Source organism: Psychrobacter sp. CX97 (assembly GCF_057396285.1).
The window spans coordinates 286,676-309,515 of sequence record NZ_JBXYJE010000002.1 but is presented as its reverse complement, the minus strand read 5'-3'; the positions used below and the strand labels follow the sequence as shown (position 1 = coordinate 309,515).

Genomic DNA, 22,840 nt, shown 5'->3' with positions numbered 1-22,840 from the left:
AGATCTGAAGGAGATGATGTGCGTGGATAATAACAGTGCGTGGCATAACCGAATACAAGCATTAGGCGTAACATTGGTAGATATCGGTCATTATCTAGCCCTGTTGTTGATTGGTGTGGTGGTAATATGGGCGGCAGGCGCTGAGTTTATTGGTATTCTACATAACGGTAAAGCAGAGCTTAAAGACATTTTAATGCTGTTTATTTATTTAGAACTGCTTGCTATGATAGGTATCTATTTCAAAACTCACCGTCTGCCAGTGCAGTTTTTGATATATATTGCCATTACCGCCTTATCGCGACATTTAGTTGTAGATGTGCAGGCTGTGTCAGATACTTTCCATTTATGGTTGCTAATGACCATTACCCTTGCAATTTTTGTATTGAGTTTGGCCGTTGTTCTTCTGAGCTGGACAGCGTATCAGTTTGGTCGTCCAGAGGATAATGTTCATAAAGGTGCCCTAAGTAAACGCAACGAATAGGCCGTTACGAGAGCAAGAGTCAGGGTGTATCGGCATCATCTAAATAAGGGTAAATGCTAAGATAAGGTTTTATAACCAACCAGATTTTCGGAACTGACGATACAATATCAAACAGGTCGAAATAATAATGGTAATGACGATAAAATATGAGTACTCATAATGTAGCTCAGGCATAACATCAAAGTTCATACCATATATTCCTGCTACCGCAGTGGGTACTGCTAAAATACCTGCCCAAGCAGCTAGCTTACGTACTACCTCATTTTGCCCCATGTTTACCATGGCCATATAGGTATCCATAGCCACACTTAACATCTCATTAAGCCCATTAACCGCATCAATTGCGCGTAACAGGTGGTCATTAACATCGCGAAAATAAGGCTTTGCCGTACTAGGAAAAGTGGAAACAAGTTCATTCTTTTTATGATTGATAAAAAAGTTGCAAATCTCTTGTACTGGCATCATGACTGCTCGCATATGGACCAGTTGCGACTTTAACATATATAAGCTTTTAAGCGTCTCTTTACTAAATTCATAAGAGAAAATATTACGTTCTTGCTCAAGCAGATATTCGCCTAAACTATCAGTAATAGGGAGGTAGCTGTCCACCACATAATCTAGGACTGCGTGCATGACGAACACTGGACCCATCTGCATTTTTTCTGGTCGTTTGTGGCAGTAAGCTCTAACGGGTGCAAAAGATTGTGAAGCCCCAGTACGAATAGTGATGATGTAGTTAGTACCCATAAGCATTGAAGTTGTACCATAATGGATATGGTTGTCAGCTAAAAGTGCTGTACGCACCACCACGAACACCGTATCATTTCCATAGTTCTCAATTTTTGCGCGTTGGCTTTCATTAAAGGCATCTTCCAGCGCCAATTCGTGAATATCAAATGCCTGCTGAACTGTTTTAATGGTCGCGATATTGGGGTCATAAAGTCCAAGCCATACAAAGTTACTGTTGTCGGCTAAATTTTTACTAACATCCTCTAACTCAATTTTCTCAATAAACTCACCTGTTTTACGTGAATAGACACAGCAGTTTACTATTTCGTTAACACCTGAGCGTTCAAAATCTTCCACCCGTTCGGCATCGGGATCATATATGCGCATCGTAGACGACATGAACTTGCGGACCCCTTGTTCATTACCTAATAACATTTTTTGATCATTAGCTGAATCCTTAGGTTTATTTATGCTAGTGGGGCTGAGTATGGAGGATTTTTGCTCTGGCATAATTTACTCTCAATTAACTCTCAAATGAACAAGGCAAAACTAAATTATGAGACCTTTGAACACTAAAAAGCGTGACACTAAAATATATACCCACGGTTGATGACACTTAACCTTATATTTTAATAATACGATTTTAATAATACGATGTGGCGTTATTTTTATAGGGCATACTGTTTTAAAGTCTCTATATCTACCAATTCTAGTAGGCTCTCATGACAAGCCTCTAGTTTAATTTGTGGTGCCATATTATGGTCTAGTGCATCCAGCCAGCGTAATGCGCAAATGCACCAGTAATCACCAGGTTGCAATCCATTGAAGCCAAATTCGGGGATGGGGGTAATGAGGTCATTGCCAGTTTTGGCTGAAAAATTCAAAAACTCACTAGTCATTTTTGCACATACCGTATGTTGACCAATATCTTGCGGTCCCGTATGACAAAATCCGTTACGATAATAACCAGTAACTGGGCTAAAACAACAGCTGGCTAGGGCAGTGCCTAAAACATTCCTTTGATTTGACTCGAGGTCAAGATGATTTAATGACATAAGCTATTCTCTCAATTCTGGTGTAAAGGTTGTTAAACTTTTGGCAGTATTTAACGTCAAAATATTAACACATGCGTTGATATTAAGACGATATTGCTCATAATTATTCAAAACTATCATTTACTGTCAAAGTAACTGTAAAAGGTTACTATAATAACCTTGCTGGCAGCATATGGTACTATCTGCACTTGGTTGCCTTATCACTATTTTAGATTATCTTAGCTATATCATTAAATGATAGGAAAGCTGTATGTATAGTCAGCGAACTACTAAACGGTTACGGCGTTAACCTCGTTAAGCCTACTCCAGTAGTACTTGCACTCGGTTGCCTTGTAACCATTTTAGACTTCTTTGACTATAAGTTTACGTTTTACAACTTATGCTTTTAAAGCCTGGTTATGGTTATCAAATTTCAGATTAGTTGTGGGTTTCTCTAGTCGAAAGCTATGGGCTATGCTAGACTTAATTACAATAGACCACTGGCTTGTTTAGGGACTGTATATAATTCAGCAGTACCTATATGATGCATGATGTAAATGCTATAAAGCTCTTGAAAGTTAACTCTATCTAATAGTGTTGTAGTCAAGTTAGCTGGGTTACCGTGCAGCCGCCGCAAAAAAAAGCATTTTTTAGACTATTGAAATTTAGCTATAAGCGTTAAACTGGCAAAGGGTAAACTGGCTAATTATTGTGATAGTGAACGCAATATTTTTCGTTTTAACGAGTACAAATACACTTTAACTAAATTTAACTAAAGATTTGGTCATGGCGTGTTCGCTTGTACAGGTTCTATTGGTACAGTGATTGTCGCCCCCAAACAAGGATTACTTGTGTCTGATAGTTCTATTTCTTCTAGTAAAGCGCAAATTCAGTCTTCCGATAAACTGTCCCATGTAGCAGATATTGATAATATTTGGTTATTGCCTGATGGTGTTAGCGATCTATTATCTGAGGAAGCACAAAAGCAAGAGTGGCTACGTTATAATCTTACCCGATTATTAGTTAGCCGAGGCTATGAGCTTATTTGCCCGCCAATGATTGAGTTTACCGAATCTTTATTAGGAAATGCATCTGAAGATTTAAAACGTCAAACATTTAAAATTATTGACCAGCTGTCTGGCCGGCTCATGGGTGTACGTGCTGATATAACCCCGCAAATTCTACGTATTGACGCTCATTTAAACAAACTTAATAAAGCCGATGAGATTGCACGTTATTGTTATGCAGGTCATGTTATTAGAACCTTACCCAATGGGCTTTTTGGTTCACGCACACCATTGCAATTGGGTGCAGAGATATTTGGTAGTGACAGTTTAGATGCAGATATAGAGCTCATTGATGTGCTGTACTGTTTAATCGACAGTTTAAATCTAAAGCAGCACTTGCATATTGATATTGGTCATGTGGCTATTTTTGCACGTTTAAAAGAGTTGGCAGGTTTATCTGATCAAGACGCCTCGGTCATAATAGATTTGTATGCCAACAAAGCATTACCAGAGCTAAAACAAGTGTGTGCAGGCTTGACTATGGGCAATGATTTTTATCAATTGGCTGTCTATGGTCATAATATGTCCGCATTAAAAACAGCGCTCTCAGATACCGCTGTCAATGACGCAATGATCAAAAGTGCTGTCAAAGATGTACAGGTTATGGTTGCCCATATACAGAAAACCTATCAGGGTAACGTCAGTGTTGATATCACTGGCCTTGGCTATCACTATCATACCGGCATCGTATTTAATGCTTATTTTGAAAATGAATCACAAGCAGTGGCAAGAGGTGGTCGTTTTAATGGTGAGCATGTTCATTCTGCTGGTTATACACCAACCGCTATTGCAGAAGCTCTCCCATCGCGTAGTGCAACTGGCTTTAGTTTAGAAGTCACTCGCTTACAACGTTATATCAGTATTAACGAAACTAAGTTGGTGTTGGTAAGCTTTAAAGATATGCAACAAATATTTGCTGAAAATAATACCAAACTAAGCACAGAATTAGACGCTAAAATTAGTGAATTACGTGATTTGGGTCACAGAGTGGTGCGTCCATTAAGTGAAAAAGATGTCCCACATAATGTAACAGACCAGTTGATTTTAGATGCAGGCGAGTGGGTTTTAAAAGCAGTTTAGTGATGAACGCCATTTTAAGTCATACGGCTGAGCAGTATGTCTTAATGACAATGATTAAATATACTGATTATTTTTATAGTTCAATATAAGTGGGTAAGGATTTGTTATGGGAAAGAATGTTGTAGTACTTGGTAGCCAATGGGGCGATGAAGGTAAAGGCAAGATTGTGGATTTGCTTACCGAAAAAGCGTCTGCTGTAGCGCGTTTCCAAGGTGGTCACAACGCTGGTCATACTTTAGTAGTAGACGGTAAGAAAACAGTTCTGCATCTTATTCCATCAGGTGTTTTGCGTGAAGGCGTGACCTGCTTTATCGGTAATGGGGTGGTATTGTCGCCAGAGGCACTGCTCATTGAGATGAAAGAGCTCGAAGCCAATAACGTGCCAGTACGTGAACGTCTCAGAATCTCGCCAAATTGTCCTCTAATTCTACCTTACCATATTGCGCTAGACCAAGCCCGTGAAGCTAAGCGTGGTACTGGTAAAATTGGTACGACAGGCCGCGGTATCGGTCCAGCCTATGAGGACAAAGTAGCCCGCCGTGCCATTAAGCTTGCTGATCTGTTTCGTAATGATTTAGATGAAAAATTACGTAACTTAATTGACTATCATAACTTCCAGTTAACTCAGTACTATAAAGTGGATGCCATTGACTTTGATGACACTTTAGCGCTATGCCTAGAGTGGAAAGCTGAGCTTAAAGATCTAATCTGTGATGTGACAGAAGAGCTTAATCAGCTACGTTTAGCAGGTAAAAACTTAATGTTTGAAGGAGCTCAAGGTACGCTACTTGACATTGACCACGGTACTTATCCCTTTGTAACTAGCTCCAGTGTGACAGCTGGTGGTGTCTCGACAGGTACTGGTATCGGACCATTATATTTAGACTATGTGCTTGGTATTACTAAAGCATATACCACTCGTGTGGGCAGTGGTCCGTTCCCAACTGAGCTATTCGATGATGTTGGTGCGCACTTGGCTAAAGTAGGTCATGAATTTGGCGCAACGACCGGCCGCGCTCGTCGTTGTGGTTGGTTTGATGCTGAAGCCCTTCGCCGTGCTGTAGTGTTAAATTCACTATCTGGAATCTGCTTAACGAAGCTTGATGTTCTTGATGGATTGGATGAAATTCGTATTGGCGTAGGCTATGACTTACCAGAAACTGAATGTGCTGGGGCGCATGATGGTGAGTTTTATGAGTCAGTAACACCGAGATATGAAACGCTTCCAGGCTGGAAAGGGTCAACAGTAGGTGTTACTAAATATGATGATCTACCAGAAGAAGCTAAAGCGTATATTAAACGTATTGAGCAATTAATTGATTGCCCTGTAGATATTATTTCAACGGGTCCAGATCGTGATGAAACTATCGTATTACGTGATCCTTACGATGGCTAATATAAAATATTTACGTTTTTTGTTTAAAACCTAATTATGCTAAGTCCTGTATTATGAACAATGATATAGGGCTTTTTGTTGTCTGTTAATTTTATTATCCTTAAATTTGGGGGATTATTAGCTTCATGTCTCTTAGCTTTAGTGGCTATAAACTCTATTACCTTTAATTTGCCTACGACTATGATATTCTATAGCCAGATACTCAAACTATAACTGTTAAGTTAATATGATAAAATCTACCATATTCGTATACTTCTCAATAGCTGAGTAGAATTAGAACCTATTTACTCTACTAATAACTGTCTTCACTAAAAAATATAGGCTTAACAATGTCATTAATTACCCTTAAGAAAGTCTTATTAAGCGCCTCTTTTGCTCTATTATCATCCGCTATTTTATTACCCACATCTGCATTAGCAGACCAAAACTGTGATAACCCAAATAACGATTTTGATGGTCTATATTGCTTATCAAAAGTATACCAAGAAGCGGATAAGGAGCTTAATATCAGTTATAGAGCATTAATAAAGCAGTTGAATAGCAGTCAGAGAGCAATATTAAAGCGAGGGCAGCTTAGCTGGATGCGCGATCGTAACGACAGCTGTAGCCGCTATTTAGATGACAGCTTTTTAGTAAATATGGACTGCGCTACTAGGATGACCACAAGCCGAGTAAACTTTTTAAACGATCGTTTACGTGAGTGTAATGCGGGAAGCTGCCGCACTAGCCGACTTGACGATTAAACGATTAGACTAAGTCGAAAATCGTCCTACTAAACCGATTCGATTTTTAATACTTTATTTGTTTTCAAAGCCTTATGCGATTTAAAAGCTGCATAAGGTTTTTTGCTATATGATGGTCTATCGTAAACATCAAAGTGATAATAGCGAAGGATCAAGTATGCCAGAATTGTATTTGGAGGATATAAACGTAGGTGCTAAATAGCCCAGTAAAATATATACTGTGACTCGTGAAGATATGAAAACATATGCCATTCAGTATGATATGACCCGCAGCCTTTTCATTTAGATGACGAAGCAGCGAAAGATACTTTTTTAAGGGTCTTGCAGCCAGTGGTTGGCATACCGCAAGTATTACCATGCGTCATATGGTAGAAAGCATTCCCATTGCGACTGGATTGATTGGCGCAAGTGGAGAGATTAGCTAGCCGATACCCACACGTACAAATGACACGCTATAGTCAAAGAAGTCTAAAATGGTTACAAGGCAACCGAGTGCAAGTACTACTGGAGTAGGCTTAACGAGGTTAACGCCGTAACCGTTTAGTAGTTCGCTGACTATACAGGTTAAAGCAGAAGTAATCAGTATTAAGTCGTCGCGCTCTAAACCTAATCGCGGGGTAGTGGTCATAAAAGTAGATACAATCAATCAAGATAACGAGTATGCACAACGCTTAACTTGTACAATGGTGGCTTTTAGCCGTCATAAAGACGAGTCATAACCATGTTACATCTAACTTTTTTAGGTACTTCAGCAGGCGTCCCTACCAAGCAGCGCAATGTCACGGCATTGGCGGTTGAATGTATAAACTCCTTTACCTCAAGGAGCGGGCAATCAAATAACTCAAATAAGCCTTGGGTATTGGTTGATTGCGGGGAAACCACCCAACATCAGTTGCTTAAAACCAATATTAGTAGTCATCAGCTAGCAGTCATTTGTATTACCCACGTGCATGGAGATCACTGTTACGGTCTACCAGGATTACTGGCGAGTATGGCAATGTCAGGACGAACAAAGCCTTTGACTCTCATTGCGCCTAAATCGATTGAAGATTTTCTTGACGCCGTTAAGCATGCTACAGACTTGCATCTGCCTTTTGCTATTGAATTTATAAGTACAGAAAGTCTATGTGAACTCAAAAGATTAAGCGCTCCTTCACTAGTAACCATACAATTATCAGCGACTCATCGGATTGATATCGACGTAACTCAACTTTCGCATCGAGTACCCTCCTATGCCTACAACATTATTCAAACGGTGCAAACTATTAAACTAGATACTGACAAGCTTAAAAATGAGGGTATCGAACCTAGTGCTACATGGGGTAGGTTACAGGCAGGACAGGACGTTATTTTAGACAATGGGAAGCAGTTAAAATCAGCTGATTACACCAATCGCATGACTCAGCGAATAAAAATAGTTGTAGCAGGCGATAATGACAACCCAGAACTACTTTTAGATACAGTTCAAGATGCCAGTCTTTTAGTGCACGAAGCCACTTATACCCAGCAAGTTGCTGATAAGATCATGTCACGAACGGATGCTTTTGACCCTATGCATACAACGGCCAAACGTATTGCAAGCTTTGCAGAGTCTGCGAACTTACCAAATTTAATTTTGACGCATTTTAGCGCCCGTTATCAACCTTTTGATAATCCAGATTCCAAAACGGCTAATATGGCGGACATTCGTTTGGAAGTAGAGCAATTTTATAATGGAAATCTATGGCTGGCGCAAGACTTTGCTCAGTATGAAGTTAATGTAGATGGTGTTGAGCTATTGCCGAGTTATTAAACCTATAATAAATACGGTCAAAATATGACTGGCGGAGGCTGAGCAACCTATGACAATGACGATTCGATATAGAAAACAGACGGATTTACCTAAATTAATCGAAATATTTGAACAGTCGATCTTAGCGATTGATGAGTTGGTTTATTCTAAGGCTCAAAAAAGAGCGTGGGCAAACGTTGAGACAAGCTTAGCTCTACCCGAAACGTTTTGGTGTGAGCGTTTTACCCGCACCCAACCCTTGGTTGCGGTGAACGAGTTAGGCGATGTACTTGGTTTCATTGAATATCTGACTTATAAAAATCAGCTTGGAGAGTATGACCCATTGAGTGGTTATATCGAGGGGCTATTTGTACATCCAGATTATCAAAGAAGAGGTGTTGCTCAAGCATTGTATGATAAGGGGGTGGACAATAGACTGGGTATCGGCGTTAAAAATATTTGGGTTCATGCCTCTAAGCTTGCCTATGCTTTTTTCTTAAAACAAGGGTTCAACGTAATTGAAGAGCAAGCTATCAAGCGGTACAACGTTATATTAGAGCGTTATCTAATGTGTAAACGTGCTTAGAGTTCTTATCGTACTAAGAGGTTTTATAAGGACGCATCGTTTTTAGCTAATAAATGTTGACCCACCCAATATCTGGAAAATTGATAGGCGACTCGGCCCGAGCGGCCACCACGGCTTGATGACCACTTCAGTGCCTCGGCACGTATGTCATCCGTCCATTTAATGCCTTCCGCTTGTAGATAATGAGCGGTAATCTTCAAGTAAGTCTCTTGGTTCATAGGGTAGAACGATAGCCATAACCCAAAACGATCAGACAGTGATACGGTCTCATCAATCGTTTCGTACGGGTTGACCTCATCGGTTTGACCGTCATAGATGTTAACGTTGTCTTTCATTAATTGAGGCAGTAAATGGCGACGGTTACTGGTAGCGTAAACCAAGAGTTTATCCTGTTCAGAATCAAGGGCGCCATCGAGTACACTTTTTAGAGTGCGATAGTTTTCATCTTGCCCATTAAATGCCAAATCATCACAGTACACAATATAGCGGCAAGTAGAGTTTTCTGGTAACTCGCTAATCGCTCGACGGATTTTATCTAGCATTTGTAGGTCATCTCGTGCGACCTCGATCATGCGCAGCCCTTGGTCTTTAAACTCATTTAATAACGCACGAATAAGTGAGGATTTACCAGCACCGCGAGTACCTGTCATTAATACATGATTAGCAGGATAGCCTGCCAAAAACTGCTTAGTATTTTGAGTGATTTTAGCTTTTTGAGTGTCAATGCCAAGTAAGTCATTCAAGCTTAGTGATGAATTGACATTAATTGGCTCAAGAGAGCCTTTTGTTCCGCCCACCCAGCGGTAAGCCAATTGATTCGGGTCAATATGTGCTTCAGGGGTTATATTTTGCTGAAGGTATTGCACTAATAGCGAAACGAGTTGATCGTTAACAGGAATAGTATTTTCTGTGTTTTGCATAGTTGTTCAATCTAGTAAATAATGAAAGTTTGTCGTTTTTTTTTATGATAGATATTGTTTTAATTATAAAATACTTTTATATAAAAAAGCTTTTAAAAAATAGTGCCAGTAATAAGTTATCAATTCAAGTTGATTTAAAGTTGGTATCAAAAAGGGTCCATAATGATCAATTATTAATACGCAATTATTAATACGCAATAAAATTGTAATTTTTAAGCAAATACTTATAGCGGATAATGTCTATACAACTCATATGATAAGCAAAAATCATATGAGAAATCCATAGGATAGAAACACTGTGCAAAACACCAATAATGAGCGAATAATTGCCGATGACAATCAGTCAAAAAATTACTAAGCAGTCATCGTACGCGACACACAACAAATTGATTCAGCAGGTATTAGAGGCGGTAACTGCTGAGCTTACTAACGATGGTTTTTGGGATATAGTGCATGGTCGTTTAAGCATTGAGACCGCAAATTTTGATCTGAATGAGATGATTTCAAGTAGTTATGAGGGGCTGAGCAGTGCCTGTATTGAGCATCAGTATGTTATGATTAAGTGGTCACTAGTACACAAATCCAGTATGGCAGATTGCCGATTGTTCAATGAGCTTAAAAATCTAGAGCAGTTGTCAAAAGTTAATAATCAAACGGATACTGACCTTGCCATCATACCAATCCTATCCCGATCACAAAAAAATATCCTCTTTAATCAGCAAAAGTGGCAGCTGACAATCTGTGTCATGCCGTATTATAAATTAGGTAGCTTGAAAGACTATCTAACCAATAACACTTTAACTCATACTCAAAAGTTATCACTTATTATGGCTTTAGCAAAAGTGCTATCAAAATTACATGAGGCTGGTTGGGTGCATGGAGATATTAAACCTAGCAACTTTTTGATTCAATATTTAAGCCATGAATCTGACTCTGGCGCTGAATCTGAGTTTGCTTTTTCTGTTTGCTTAAATGATTTTGGCTGTGCACTACCAATCAATAGTATTGGTATGGTCAAACATGAGGGTTTACGTGGTACACCAGCTTACCTAGCACCAGAGTGTTGGCGAGATAATAAAATCAGCATCCAAAGTGATATATATGCGTTTGGTGTCACGGTATTTGAGATATTTATGGGAAAAAGACCTTTCTCGATTGGTTCTAAAAGTAGGGACAGAATAGAGGATAGATCTAGAGCGTGGGCAATGGCGCATTGCCAAGAAGCAATCCCTTTATTGATAGATGAATGGCAAATATTTCAGCCTATTATAGATAAAGTTTTAGCAAAGAATACAGCATATAGATTTCAACAAATGTCTCAATTTTTAATGGCATTTGACCCACTTGTTAGTCAAGTGAGTTATAATAAAAAGGTATAGAAAAAATCAAATAATTAATAAAAAGTATATTCATCAAAAGGCTTACTATGTTTCTAGTAATTAAAAATGATACGATTAACTTGCAAGATATCAGCAGAATATCAAGGCAGAACGCAACAATTTTTGTTTATTTCATTAGTAAAGAACAGCCTGCCACCTATCATTTTGATAATGAGGGCGATGCGACAGAAGTTGAATACAAGGTATTTAAAAATCTAGAAGAAAATGGACTGGTTGTTTAAATGCTGATTGTTTGGCTGTTTGCAGCTTTGACTTTTCTAGTGTAACAATATGGTTTTAATATATTTTAATAGAATAGGGAGGTGCAACTTGAAGTCAGTTTCACTCCTTTTCTTTTTGTGAATGATATCTTACCCTTATTACATTTTTGTCCCATATCGCCTAGTCTATATCCCATAGCTTATATCCCATAGCTTATATCACATAACCTATATCACATAACAGTGTCATAAACCTGTGCTAATTTTATAGTATCTGCCAAATCTCTGTTTAGAGGGTTGCGTTAAATATTATTTATATGAGTACAAAACATCAGTGCTGATTAGATTAAGAGTGGATTTGTATTATAAAACGCTAGATTAAGCATTTGAAAAACGAATAATTATAAGCGGTTAAACTATATAAATAAGGAGTTTAAGCATGAAAAAACATGTGGTTATCTTTGAAGCACGTGGTGGCTCTGATAAAAGTAAGTACGGTTATCGCCGTGATACATATCCAATTATTAAATCCTTGCAGGCACGTGGCTGGACTGCAGAGGTCATATTTTACACTGATGAAAATCGTGGGGAGATATATCGATATACGATAGATAAAGCAGATGCCTATGTTAGCCGCATTAATCCAGGTAACCTTAAAGATGAGACAGGCTACTTCCAAATGTTACGAGAATTAGTACACCAAGGGGTTAAAGGTCTGCCACATCCCGATGCCATGCTTAATTATGGTGCAAAAGATTCGGTTGAACGCTTAAAAGGTACGGCATTAGTGCCAGAGGATGTGTTTTGTTATTACGACTATGATGAATTGAAATCCAGTTTTCCTAAATCTTTGGCAAAAGGTGAGCGTGTTTTAAAGCAAAACCGTGGTTCAACGGGTGAAGGTATTTGGCGTGTCCAACTCGTCGATCCTAATGAGTATGAAGGAGTAGACGAGATACCAATAGATGCTGAGGTAAAGTTAACTGAGGCACGTGACAACCATGTTGAATATAAAAGCTTAGGCGAATTCATTGAGTTCTGTTATCAGTACCTTGAAGGTGATAATGGCTTAGTATTAGATATGCCTTTCTTACCCCGCATTAAAGAAGGCGAGATTCGCGTGTTAATGCTGCGCGACAAAGCAGTGTCAGTTGTGCACAAAAAACCCGATGAATCTGCCGATGCATTCTCGGCTACTTTGTTTTCAGGTGCAACCTACCGTTATGATAAACCGGAACAGTGGCAGGAACTGGTGGATGATGTGGAAAGTAATCTTCCAATGTTGCAAGCTCGCTTAGGCGGTTATGCATTGCCCTTGATTTGGACTGCTGATTTCATTCTAGATACTGATAAAATGAATGGTAAAGATAAATATGTACTCGGTGAGATCAATGCGTCATGTGTGGGTTTTACAACCCATTTAGAGCTCTCTGAAAATATTGCCGATGAAATTATGAATTTGATTGAAGCGGAAAGAGTGATTAACGATAGATTTCCAGCCTTTAGAATCTAGAATAGCTTCTATTTAATGGTTTGTGAGTTGTTTTTATACCGTGATTGAGCTGAGATTTATCACGTTATTTTTTCATACTCTATGATTAAATTAAGCTATTAAGAATAAGTTGAGTACTAAGCTTCAATCAGCTCATCTAAGTTTGTTTCGATGGTGCTTTTAATTTTAGGGAGTAAGGCACTGAGCAAAAAACCAACCTTACCATTGATTTCAATATGATTAGCAGTGGCAACCAAGGTGCCATCAAAACCGGAGCGTTTAATAATCACTATGTCTCTGTCATTTTGTCTGTTTAAATGACAGGTCATTCCATAGTCTTTTTCAACAATTGGCACTAATTTATCGATCAAACTTCTGGTTTTTTCAATGCCTAAATCATGTGAGCGATGTATATTTAAGTTACTCATAATAAACCTTTTCTGTCATAACTGATCAAGTGGAGCAGAGCCCTAATTAGTGAAAGCTTAACATCATTTCCACGTCTTCAATCGTTAGGTTTTTAAACAACCTGTGCTCTTCAACAGGCATACGATTCATGTGCTCTTTAATGGTCATGTGTAAGTTTCGGGCAATTTCTGAGGTTGACGCATAATACAAAGTCGGCTCTGTTTTAAGCAGTTTTTGCAAATGAGTTTGTATGATGCGCCGTTTTATATCCGTATCAGTTTGCTCTGTTTTAATTTGTTTATTATTGGTCATAGCCACTCACTCAATATTTTTAAAATGCTAACTTAGAACTTATAAACTCTTATTATAATGTAATAACAGTCGTCTATTTTGAATGATATAGAAAATTTAACAAAAACGAAAAAGCAATAAAAAACCCGCTACAGAGAGCGGGTTTCAAGTTAGGTTTGAGAAATACTAACAAAATTAATGTTATAAATGGTGGGGCTGGAGAGACTCGAACTCTCACACCTTTCGGCGCCAGAACCTAAATCTGGTGCGTCTACCAATTCCGCCACAGCCCCATTTTATACATTTTGCATCTTGAAGATGCTTAATGGGTTAGTGCTTCTCAGTGGTTGGGTATTATATAGATTTTATTGAGCTTGGCAAGCTATTTTTGTGAATTTTTAGCATTTTTTTATTTTTAGTGACTTATTTATCTTCTAGCTGGTTGAGCCAATCAAATAATTTCTCCTCTAAGCTGTCAAGTTGATTTATTCTTTCATTGCGTTTAATAATGTCAGCCTCTGGATATTCATAGTCCTTAAGTTTGCTTTCTTGAATATTTCTATAGCGCTGGATAGCCATCAGCAATAAAGAGATATCTTGGGCATCAAAATTAGGCATTTTAGGTCAGTCCTTAACTTAAATGATAAAAAGAGAGGGATAAAAACATACAAGCAATACACTTTCAGATCTTCAATGTGCCTTAAGGTTGTTTTTGTTAGACGGTCTTTCAACACTTAGAAAACATATATAGATATTAAAATGCTGATATGTCTCATAGAATAATAAACAAACCGCCAAGCTATTAGAAAATAAAATGTGCATTCCTGCATGGGAAGACAAGCTTTACTACTTAATCAGACCACTAAATTGGACAACCTATTTAGTTATAAATCATCTAATCCCAGCAGTTTTATTTTACGGGTTAAGGTATTGCGGCCCCATCCTAATAATTCAGCAGCTTCGCCTCTACGGCCCTTCGTATATTTTAAAGCAGCCTGTAATAAGACACGCTCAAATTCAGGGGCAGCTGTCTGTAAGATATCAGTTTTACCGGAATCTAATGCTTGTTCAGCCCATGCGGTTAGTAACTGTTGCCAACTTGGCGCAGCTAATTGTGTAGCAGGCAGCTGTGTAGTAGGTAAATGTGCATTAGATAAGAAACGACTGTTTGAGCTGCTATTTATAATGTCTTTCTGAGGTTGAGTGTGTGTACCGGTTGCATCGGAGGCTAAATGACGATATATGCTTTCTTGGTCAAATTGAGTGGCAACAAGGTCAGTCATGGACTGTTGTTCAAATTCGGTCAGCTCGGGCGGTAAATCTTCAGTTTTGACCACATTACCGATGGCCATCACTGTGATCCAGCGGCAGGCATTTTCAAGTTGTCGTACGTTACCGGGCCAATCAAAAGCTTGCATAAGATACATTGCCTGTTCGGATAATTGCTTTTGTTCGGTATCCATTTCAATTGCGGCACGATGCATAAAGAAATCTACCAGCTCTGGTACATCATCGCGGCGGGCTCGAAGCGGTGGCAAAGGTAGGCGTATGACGTTTAGCCGATAAAATAAGTCTTCACGGAACTTCCCTTCTTTGACTAATTGCTCGAGATTTTGGTGAGTAGCGGCGATTATGCGTACATCTACTTTAATAGGTTGTTGCCCCCCTACACGAAAAAACTCGCCATTTGCCAACACCCGCAAAAGACGGGTTTGAGTGCTAAAAGGCATGTCGCCGATCTCATCTAAAAATAAGGTACCACCATCTGCTTGTTCAAACCGACCTTGGCGTAGTGTGGTAGCACCAGTAAACGCGCCTTTTTCGTGACCAAAAAGCTCTGATTCAATTAAGTCATGTGGAATGGCTGCCATATTAAGGGCAATAAACGGTTGTTTAGATCTTGGAGAGTGTTGATGCAAGGCACTGGCGACCAACTCTTTACCGGTCCCAGACTCACCAGTAATGAGCACCGAAATTGGCGATTTAGATAACCTGCCTATTGCTCTAAATACGGCCTGCATTGGCAAAGATTGTCCGATGATACGGATGTTGTTTGTGGTAACTTTATTTTTTTGAGGCTTGTTAGGCGCTCGTTTTAACTTAGATGAGTTTGGAATACTTTGACTTGTATTTTTAGGAGTAGGTACTGTTTGTTCAATAGCTGCTCCTGCATTCTTGTTTATAATAGTAGTTGTGTTACTGTGTTTATCTTCAGTTAGGTAAGTGCTTGGATCAAGGTTTATATCTGAATTTGAATCAATATCAGTACTCACTGTGTTGATGGCTTTTTTTATAACTGTGACTGCCTCATCTAAGTCAAAAGGCTTGGGTAAATACTCAAATGCACCGGTTTGGTAACTATCAACAGCAGAGGTCAAATCAGAGTGTGCTGTCATTATCACAATTGGGACATTAGGAAAATGAGTATTTACCCATTCGCTAAATGATAAGCCATCCATCATTGGCATACGAATATCGGTTAAGATAACGTCAGGTAATGCAGCGCTATCATTTGGTTTTTGCAGGGCATCATTGAGTTTAGCCCAAGCCCCTTTAGCGTTTGCAAATACGATAACGTTTAAGCCAGCATCGTTAAATGTGTCTTCTAGAATCAATCTAAGTGCGGGGTCATCATCTATCAACCATAGCGTATTTTTTTCTGTCATTTTTTGTCCATATATAGCTTTCTTAGTATCCACTTTCATTTAATACGGTTTAATTAAACCCGTTATTTAACTTATTAAACATCAAAATTTAAACATCAAAAACCTCATTTAATACAGGTTTATTTTTGCTGTTTAAATGGCAGATAAATCCAAAAGCTGGTATTACCAGGTTCTGAATTTACTTCGATAGTCCCTTGATGCTGATGAATCATTTCTTGAACCAAAGCCAAGCCAAGTCCTGTACCGTTAGCACGCCCGCTAACCATTGGAAAAAATATTCGATCCATCATTTGTGGGTCTATGCCTGCACCATTATCATGCACACCGATTTTAATAACCTGACGGTGGGTAATGCCATCAATTGTATATTGGTGTTCAACCCGAGTACTTATGGTCAATGTTGGCTTATGATCTTTACCAACGGTACGACTGTCAATAGCATAGGTGTGTTCTAGCATGGCTGCATAGGCGTTATTGACTAAATTTAAAAAGATTTGAATGAGTTGGTCTTTATCTGCAACCAGATCGGGTAGCGATAAATCGTAATCTCGCACAATTTGCACATCAGGGTGCTGTGTGTGTGTGAGTAATAATACATGCTCAATGGGTTGATGAATATTAACCGAATGCCAATTTGGCAGTTTATTGGAACCCAGTAGTTGTCCAATAAGGTCTGTAAGCCTATCTGTCTCGTTAATCACTATATTTGCGTAGGTGCTTAGCTTTGTAGCATCAACCATTGTCATGTTTTCACTCATGTTACCATAATGGGTAATAGCGCTAATTGATGGGTTGGATTTTAAGCCTTGTAAAAGATCTTTTAGTAGTTGAGGTTGCTTTCGAGTCTGTTTAATAAGTAGCTGTGCGGCCCCGCGAATGCCAGCCAAGGGATTTTTGACCTCATGGGCAACGGCGCGCAGCATTTCTCTAGCTATTTCGTGCTGTTGTTGTAATTGATGCTCTTTATTGATGCGACTTTGTCGGTTCTTCTCCCATACTTCAATCAAGAATCCCGTTTTACCATTTTGCTCAACGGGTGTCACGCTGTAGTCTACACAAACAGGGGCGATGACTCCTTTGACTTGTCTATTATATTCTATAAAAGGTTGTTGGAAGCTTTTTGCATTAATAAACTTGATGTTTAAGTTGCTGCCACTATAATTTGTGGTTATTTTAGTTTGAGAGGGAGAGGGAGAGGGAGAGTGGGGAGGTATCCTTGAGCGCATATCCGTAACATCTTCATTATGCGCATTGATAGGCAATAAAATATCTAACACATTTAACCCAATTAGGCGGGCTTGACTGGCAGAAAACAGTTGCTCAATTTGTGTGTTTACCCAGCGTATAATAAATGAGTCATCTACCCATATAACGCCAGTATATAGATGTTGGAGTATGGAGGAGGTATCAGGCATATCGTATGAGGTAGGTATCATTTAACTATCATTCAGCTATTAGTTTGTAATTGTGTTGTAGGTTACGTTGTGTCGGTTTTATATGAATTAAGGGTTTTACTTGCGTTTTCTCATTTAGGTCATTGTATTGGATTCAATTTAAAATTGCTGTTGAAATAACCTCGTATGAAGCAGCATTCGACTCCTACTTACTTTTGTTGCTAAACGTCGAATTGACTCGACTATAACAGTATTTAAACTATATTTGAATTCAGGAGCGAGCAAAGTTAATAATTGACGTCTGAACTCAATGTTTTAACATAGGATAATCATATCTTTTCTGCACGTATTAACAGGCTAAGACATCATTTAGCAGACGGAGTTTACTGCTTTACATAATAACCTGTTATGTAAATGTATGAATAATCTTTATATACTGGTATAGAGATGCAAAAGTTCGTACAATGCGCAACAGTTAATGGTGTTTAAAATGCACACCTTATTTAACCTCATTTTTTATTGATAAGTATTTATTTATGCCAAGCCAACGCCACACAGATTCGGTTTCTATTTTTATACCAAATAATTTACTTGAGTCTTCTCAAACAGATTTAAATAGTTCAACTCAGCCCCAATCGGCACAAAATGCTGCCTACCACCATAAAGCCAATCACAATCAGAATCGCAGTATTGAGCAATCTGGTCACAAGCTTATGATGAACAACGATCCAATCGAGCCAACTTTAAGAACCCCTAAAGTTGGCTTTGTGTCACTCGGCTGCCCCAAGGCACTTGTTGATAGTGAGCGCATTATTACAGAGTTAACTCGTGATGGCTATCAGGTTGCTTCGGATTATGCTGGTGCTGACTTAGTGGTAGTGAATACTTGTGGCTTTATCGAATCCGCTGTTAAAGAATCATTGGACGCTATCGGAGAGGCAATAAACAGCAATGGTAAAGTCATTGTTACAGGCTGTTTGGGCAAGGATGCTGACAAAATACGGGATATGCATCCTTCGGTATTGGCAGTGACAGGGGCGCATGCTTATCAAGAGGTAGTTACCGCAGTGGCAAAGCATGCCCCTATGCCAACCCAGCTTAGAGATAAAAACCAGTATGACCCTAAGATTGATTTGATTAATGATGCAGGTGTAAAGTTGACACCAAGTCATTATGCGTATCTAAAAATATCAGAAGGGTGTAACCACCGCTGTACTTTCTGCATTATTCCAAGCCTACGTGGTGATCTGGTATCGCGGACTATCGATAACGTCATGAATGAAGCTGTAGCCCTAAAAAAATCAGGGGTTAAAGAGCTATTAATTATTTCCCAAGATACCTCAGCATATGGGCTGGACTTAAAATACAGAACTGCTTTTTGGAATGGGATGCCGCTTAAATCGAAATTTTATGATATGTGCCAGGCGTTAGCGAAATTAGGCATTTGGGTGCGCCTACATTACGTTTATCCTTATCCTCACGTTGATAAGGTTGTCGAACTAATGGCAAAGCCTACTGATAAAGGCGGTTTATTGCCTTATTTAGATATTCCTTTACAGCATGCCAGCCCAGCTATCTTGAAGGCTATGAAACGGCCAGCTCACAGCGAAAACACCTTGGCACGCATCCAAAAATGGCGTGACATTAATCCTGATATTGTTATTCGTTCTACTTTTGTGGTGGGTTTTCCAGGTGAAACGGAAGAAGATTTTGTATACTTGCTTGATTGGTTAAAACAAGCGAGATTAGATAGGGTAGGCTGTTTTACTTATTCTGAGGTTGAAGGTGCGGTGGCGAATGATCTGCCAAACCCAGTACCTGAAGCGATCAAACAGCAGCGTTATGATAGGTTTATGTCGGTACAGCAACAAATTTCCGAACAAAAATTACAAGAGAAAGTCGGCAAAACGATGACTGTGTTGGTAGATGATATTGATACGCAAGATAATATTGCTATTTGCCGAAGTTACGCGGATGCGCCTGAGATTGATGGTCATGTCTATGTCGACGGCATTGTTGTTGCGGGAGTGATACAGGTAAAAGCAGGCGATATGTTGATGGTAACCATAGATGAAGCCAGTGAGTATGACTTGTTTGCTTCTTATAATAGTAATAGCGGGTTAATCTGAGACGATTGGTATTAAAGGTGTTGTATGTTCTTAACTGTACTGTATGTCTTATTAATTAGAAGTGATTCTGATGCATTGTAACCTTTAAGTAAGGTATTTTGATTTATAAGCGCTAACCTCTTAATTATAGGCTTAACTACAGGTAAAATTCAAACCTTTAATAAGTGTTGTGCAAGGTTTAATACTTATATTTACCAGTTAAAAGTGTTAACGGCTAAATATTGCTATATGCAAACTCAGTTTTTTGATAAAATTAGTTACATTTGGTTTTAAGCTATTTAGTTAATAGCAAGCCAGTAAGAGTTTTTAGCAGATCTGAAAGTGGTCATAATAAGCCCTCACGATAAGATTAGCTGAGTATAACGTCCTTATTCAGCTTATTTTGATACACTCAGTCTTTGTTCAAGTTAGAATCATTTTAATGCTCAGAGCCACAATTACTTTATAGCGCCATTTTTAATCTAAATTGATAACAGAATAAACGACGGTGTACCATTTCAATAAGAATGATTAAACGTGAATAAGCTAGCGCCCAACAACGCTGAGCCCTTCAAGTTTTGCATCCCTTTAATCGCTTACTAAAATATACTAAAAAGGTGTCCTATGTCTGATAAAAATCCTCAATATTCACGTATTTTGCTTAAGCTATCAGGTGAAGCATTAGCTGGTGGCAAAGGTATGGGCATTGATACTGCCGTTTTAGATAAAATGAGTCTAGCAATTGCCCATTTGTGCGGGTTAGGGGTTCAGGTTGGTATTGTGGTTGGCGGTGGAAACTTGTACCGAGGTAGTCAGCTGCAAAAGGAAGGGTTAGTGGGACGAGTAACCGGTGACCAAATGGGTATGCTCGCTACGGTAATGAACGGTCTTGCCATGCGTGATGCACTAGAGCGCCGCAATATCAACACACGCTTAATGTCGGCTTTGCCAATTGGCGAAGTGACTGAAAGCTATAGTAGCCGCAATGCAATCCGTTATCTTAAAAATGGGGATGTCTGTATTTTTGTAGCAGGTACGGGTAATCCGTTTTTTACCACAGATACTGCAGCATGCTTACGAGGTATTGAAATTGAAGCAGGCGTTATTTTAAAGGCCACAAAGGTTGATGGTGTTTATGATAAAGACCCTAGTATTCATAATGATGCTAAAAAGTACGACGGTTTAACCTTTGATGAAGTCCTTGAGCAAAAGCTTGGGGTTATGGATTTAACGGCAATTGCGTTGTGTCGTGAGCATAATGTACCGCTGCAAGTATTTGATATGAACAAACCAAACGCACTATTGAATGTCATTATGGGCGAAATAGAAGGCACTAAAGTATTTCACTAGTCTATGGCTTCAATAAGGGCATGTATATGTATGATTGATGACATACTTGCAAGCACCATCTTGCAAATCACAAAATTGTGATGACACGCTGAATGCGATAGATTTTTTGGTGGTAATAAGGTGGTAGTTTGTAAAGGCTTGAAGACTCGCCATTTTTACCCACGCATTTTTTATTAACTCATTGTTTACTCACTGATGATTTAGCAGTGTTAAGTAGCAGTTTTCGGGGTTAAATAGTTAAACCCTAGTTGTGAAACAGGTTAAACTCAGAAATTATTTCATACTGTATAGAATCAAAATAAGGAATCAAAATGATTAATGATATTAAAAAAGACGGTGAAGACCGTATGAAAAAGAGCATCGAAGCTCTTGAGAATGCCTTTAGTAAGGTACGCACAGGCCGTGCACACCCGGGTATGTTATCTAGTGTGATGGTTAACTATTACGGATCAGATACGCCCTTAAACCAAGTGGCCAGTATAAATGTTGAAGATTCACGGACACTTTTAGTTCAGCCATTTGAGCGTTCAATGGTAGAGGCTGTTGATAAGGCCATTCGCGAAGCAGACTTAGGGTTAAACCCAAGTAGTGCCGATGTCATTCGTGTACCCATGCCAGCACTAACGGAAGAAACACGCCGTGATATGCAAAAACTGGCACGAAGTGATGCAGAAAATAGCCGCGTCTCTATCCGTAATGTACGCCGTGATATGCTCAATGACATTAAAGAATTAGCAAAAGAGAAGGAAATCAGTGAAGACGATGAACGTCGTGCAAGTGATGATATTCAAAAGTTAACGGATAAGTATATTGGCATAATCGATAGTAAGCTTGAAGTCAAAGAAAAAGAGCTAATGGAAGTCTAATTATATTTTAAACTAGGTTAAAACGTTTTTTTAAAACAATATGTTATTTCAATGGTCAGTAAAAAGGTTGCTATGAAACAATCGCAAACGTCAGCACAGCAGCCAGATAAAGGGGCTATTCATCCCGTTGAAGTACCACAGCACATTGCCATTATTATGGATGGCAATAATCGTTATGCGAAAGCGCGTGGTATGCCTAAAGGTCAAGGGCATGTCGCTGGAAAGGATGCATTAGATCCCTTAGTTGAGTATTGTTTGGAAGTTGGCGTTAAGGTACTAACCGTATTTGCTTTTTCAAGTGAGAATTGGCAGCGTCCGCCTAGTGAGGTTGCGCTTTTGATGCGTTTATTGGAAGCCACCATACACGAACAAATGCCTAGAATGAACAAATACCGTACTCGCATACGATTCATTGGAGATAGAAGTCAGTTAGATGCTGATTTGCAAAAGTTGATGGCCGATGCCGAAGTGGAAACTGAGCATTTCGATGCTATGACAGTGGTTATTGCCATTAGCTATGGTGGGCAGTGGGATATTGCCAATGCTGCTAAAACGTTGGCTAAACAAGTCGAACAAGGTGTATTGTCTGCAGATGACATCAATATTGAGTTGATGAATGCAAATATGCAACTTGCCGATGAACCACCTGTAGATATGCTAATTCGTACAGGTGGCGAATATAGAATCTCTAACTTCTTACTTTGGCAGTCCGCTTATGCAGAATTGTTTTTTACGGATACATTATGGCCAAACTTCAACGCTAACGAGCTTGGTAGAATGATTGATGAGTTTTCAGGGCGTCAGCGCCGATTTGGCAAAACCAGTGAACAAGTTGAGGGCACTATAGAATAATAGAAA

At 39.1% G+C, this 22,840-nt stretch carries 22 protein-coding genes and 1 tRNA gene; 13 read left to right on the top strand and 10 right to left on the bottom strand.

All coding sequences use genetic code 11. The features are described from left to right. The first annotated feature begins 22 nt into the window (after positions 1-22). Positions 23-481: a phosphate-starvation-inducible protein PsiE gene (locus AC2SLL_RS02725; protein ID WP_486530129.1), complete on the top strand. Its 459-nt coding sequence runs from the start codon at positions 23-25 to the stop codon at positions 479-481. Between the two features lie 69 nt (positions 482-550). Here the strand turns inward: AC2SLL_RS02725 and corA are convergent, their stop codons facing one another. Both corA and AC2SLL_RS02715 read right to left on the bottom strand, forming a co-directional pair. Further along, on the bottom strand, positions 551-1,645 hold the full coding sequence (gene corA, locus AC2SLL_RS02720) for a magnesium/cobalt transporter CorA (RefSeq protein ID WP_486530192.1): 1,095 nt from the start codon (positions 1,643-1,645) through the stop codon (positions 551-553). Between the two features lie 233 nt (positions 1,646-1,878). Beyond that, a complete protein-coding gene (locus tag AC2SLL_RS02715; RefSeq protein ID WP_486530128.1) occupies positions 1,879-2,265 on the bottom strand; it encodes a DUF2237 family protein in 387 nt (128 codons plus the stop codon). An 845-nt stretch (positions 2,266-3,110) separates the two neighbouring features. On the opposite strand from AC2SLL_RS02715, the gene AC2SLL_RS02710 reads away from it, so the two are divergent. The 3 genes from AC2SLL_RS02710 (at position 3,111) to AC2SLL_RS02700 (ending at position 6,530) form a co-directional block, all read left to right on the top strand. Continuing rightward, positions 3,111-4,391 (top strand): ATP phosphoribosyltransferase regulatory subunit, encoded by a 1,281-nt coding sequence (locus tag AC2SLL_RS02710; RefSeq protein WP_486530191.1) that lies wholly within the window; start codon positions 3,111-3,113, stop codon positions 4,389-4,391. 106 nt (positions 4,392-4,497) lie between these two features. Next, positions 4,498-5,787: an adenylosuccinate synthase gene (locus AC2SLL_RS02705; RefSeq protein ID WP_486530127.1), complete on the top strand. Its 1,290-nt coding sequence runs from the start codon at positions 4,498-4,500 to the stop codon at positions 5,785-5,787. 329 nt (positions 5,788-6,116) lie between these two features. After that, positions 6,117-6,530: a lysozyme inhibitor LprI family protein gene (locus AC2SLL_RS02700; RefSeq protein ID WP_486530126.1), complete on the top strand. Its 414-nt coding sequence runs from the start codon at positions 6,117-6,119 to the stop codon at positions 6,528-6,530. A gap of 421 nt (positions 6,531-6,951) precedes the next feature. Here AC2SLL_RS02700 and AC2SLL_RS02695 read toward each other — a convergent pair whose 3' ends face one another. Beyond that, a complete protein-coding gene (locus AC2SLL_RS02695) occupies positions 6,952-7,158 on the bottom strand; it encodes a hypothetical protein (RefSeq protein ID WP_486530125.1) in 207 nt (68 codons plus the stop codon). Positions 7,159-7,251: 93 nt separating this feature from the next. Between AC2SLL_RS02695 and AC2SLL_RS02690 the strand changes: the two genes are divergently transcribed. Further along, positions 7,252-8,322, top strand: a complete 1,071-nt coding sequence (locus AC2SLL_RS02690) for a ribonuclease Z (protein WP_486530124.1) — start codon at positions 7,252-7,254, stop codon at positions 8,320-8,322. A 49-nt stretch (positions 8,323-8,371) separates the two neighbouring features. Next, positions 8,372-8,887 (top strand): GNAT family N-acetyltransferase, encoded by a 516-nt coding sequence (locus tag AC2SLL_RS02685; protein ID WP_486530123.1) that lies wholly within the window; start codon positions 8,372-8,374, stop codon positions 8,885-8,887. A 23-nt stretch (positions 8,888-8,910) separates the two neighbouring features. Here AC2SLL_RS02685 and AC2SLL_RS02680 read toward each other — a convergent pair whose 3' ends face one another. After that, complete coding sequence (locus AC2SLL_RS02680) at positions 8,911-9,807, bottom strand: ATP-binding protein (RefSeq protein ID WP_486530122.1); 897 nt, start codon at positions 9,805-9,807, stop codon at positions 8,911-8,913. 332 nt (positions 9,808-10,139) lie between these two features. On the opposite strand from AC2SLL_RS02680, the gene AC2SLL_RS02675 reads away from it, so the two are divergent. The 3 genes from AC2SLL_RS02675 to AC2SLL_RS02665 all read left to right on the top strand — a co-directional run bounded on the left by AC2SLL_RS02675 (position 10,140) and on the right by AC2SLL_RS02665 (position 12,920). Then, positions 10,140-11,186 carry a protein kinase domain-containing protein gene (locus tag AC2SLL_RS02675; RefSeq protein ID WP_486530190.1) on the top strand — a complete coding sequence of 349 codons (1,047 nt, stop codon included), beginning with the start codon at positions 10,140-10,142 and terminating at the stop codon, positions 11,184-11,186. Between the two features lie 47 nt (positions 11,187-11,233). After that, positions 11,234-11,428, top strand: coding sequence for a hypothetical protein (locus AC2SLL_RS02670; protein WP_486530121.1), 195 nt, complete (start codon positions 11,234-11,236; stop codon positions 11,426-11,428). 418 nt (positions 11,429-11,846) lie between these two features. Next, positions 11,847-12,920, top strand: a complete 1,074-nt coding sequence (locus AC2SLL_RS02665; RefSeq protein WP_486530120.1) for a Cj0069 family protein — start codon at positions 11,847-11,849, stop codon at positions 12,918-12,920. Between the two features lie 116 nt (positions 12,921-13,036). Here the strand turns inward: AC2SLL_RS02665 and AC2SLL_RS02660 are convergent, their stop codons facing one another. From AC2SLL_RS02660 to AC2SLL_RS02635, 6 genes are all read right to left on the bottom strand, one after another. Continuing rightward, positions 13,037-13,327: a polyhydroxyalkanoic acid system family protein gene (locus AC2SLL_RS02660; RefSeq protein ID WP_486530119.1), complete on the bottom strand. Its 291-nt coding sequence runs from the start codon at positions 13,325-13,327 to the stop codon at positions 13,037-13,039. A gap of 46 nt (positions 13,328-13,373) precedes the next feature. Then, positions 13,374-13,619, bottom strand: coding sequence for a hypothetical protein (locus tag AC2SLL_RS02655; protein WP_486530118.1), 246 nt, complete (start codon positions 13,617-13,619; stop codon positions 13,374-13,376). Between the two features lie 187 nt (positions 13,620-13,806). Next, positions 13,807-13,891 (bottom strand) — tRNA-Leu (locus AC2SLL_RS02650). A gap of 130 nt (positions 13,892-14,021) precedes the next feature. Beyond that, positions 14,022-14,216: a hypothetical protein gene (locus AC2SLL_RS02645; RefSeq protein WP_486530117.1), complete on the bottom strand. Its 195-nt coding sequence runs from the start codon at positions 14,214-14,216 to the stop codon at positions 14,022-14,024. A gap of 266 nt (positions 14,217-14,482) precedes the next feature. Continuing rightward, a complete protein-coding gene (locus AC2SLL_RS02640; RefSeq protein ID WP_486530116.1) occupies positions 14,483-16,264 on the bottom strand; it encodes a sigma 54-interacting transcriptional regulator in 1,782 nt (593 codons plus the stop codon). A gap of 119 nt (positions 16,265-16,383) precedes the next feature. Further along, on the bottom strand, positions 16,384-17,700 hold the full coding sequence (locus AC2SLL_RS02635; RefSeq protein ID WP_486530115.1) for a two-component system sensor histidine kinase NtrB: 1,317 nt from the start codon (positions 17,698-17,700) through the stop codon (positions 16,384-16,386). A gap of 494 nt (positions 17,701-18,194) precedes the next feature. On the opposite strand from AC2SLL_RS02635, the gene rimO reads away from it, so the two are divergent. The 4 genes from rimO to uppS all read left to right on the top strand — a co-directional run bounded on the left by rimO (position 18,195) and on the right by uppS (position 22,834). Continuing rightward, a complete protein-coding gene (rimO, locus tag AC2SLL_RS02630) occupies positions 18,195-19,787 on the top strand; it encodes a 30S ribosomal protein S12 methylthiotransferase RimO (RefSeq protein WP_486530114.1) in 1,593 nt (530 codons plus the stop codon). A gap of 603 nt (positions 19,788-20,390) precedes the next feature. Beyond that, positions 20,391-21,116 carry a UMP kinase gene (gene pyrH, locus AC2SLL_RS02625; RefSeq protein ID WP_486530113.1) on the top strand — a complete coding sequence of 242 codons (726 nt, stop codon included), beginning with the start codon at positions 20,391-20,393 and terminating at the stop codon, positions 21,114-21,116. Positions 21,117-21,427: 311 nt separating this feature from the next. Next, entirely contained in the window at positions 21,428-21,982 is a 555-nt protein-coding gene (gene frr / locus AC2SLL_RS02620; RefSeq protein WP_486530112.1) for a ribosome recycling factor, read from the top strand. 72 nt (positions 21,983-22,054) lie between these two features. Further along, positions 22,055-22,834 (top strand): polyprenyl diphosphate synthase, encoded by a 780-nt coding sequence (gene uppS, locus AC2SLL_RS02615; protein WP_486530111.1) that lies wholly within the window; start codon positions 22,055-22,057, stop codon positions 22,832-22,834. The last annotated feature ends 6 nt before the right edge of the window (positions 22,835-22,840 follow it).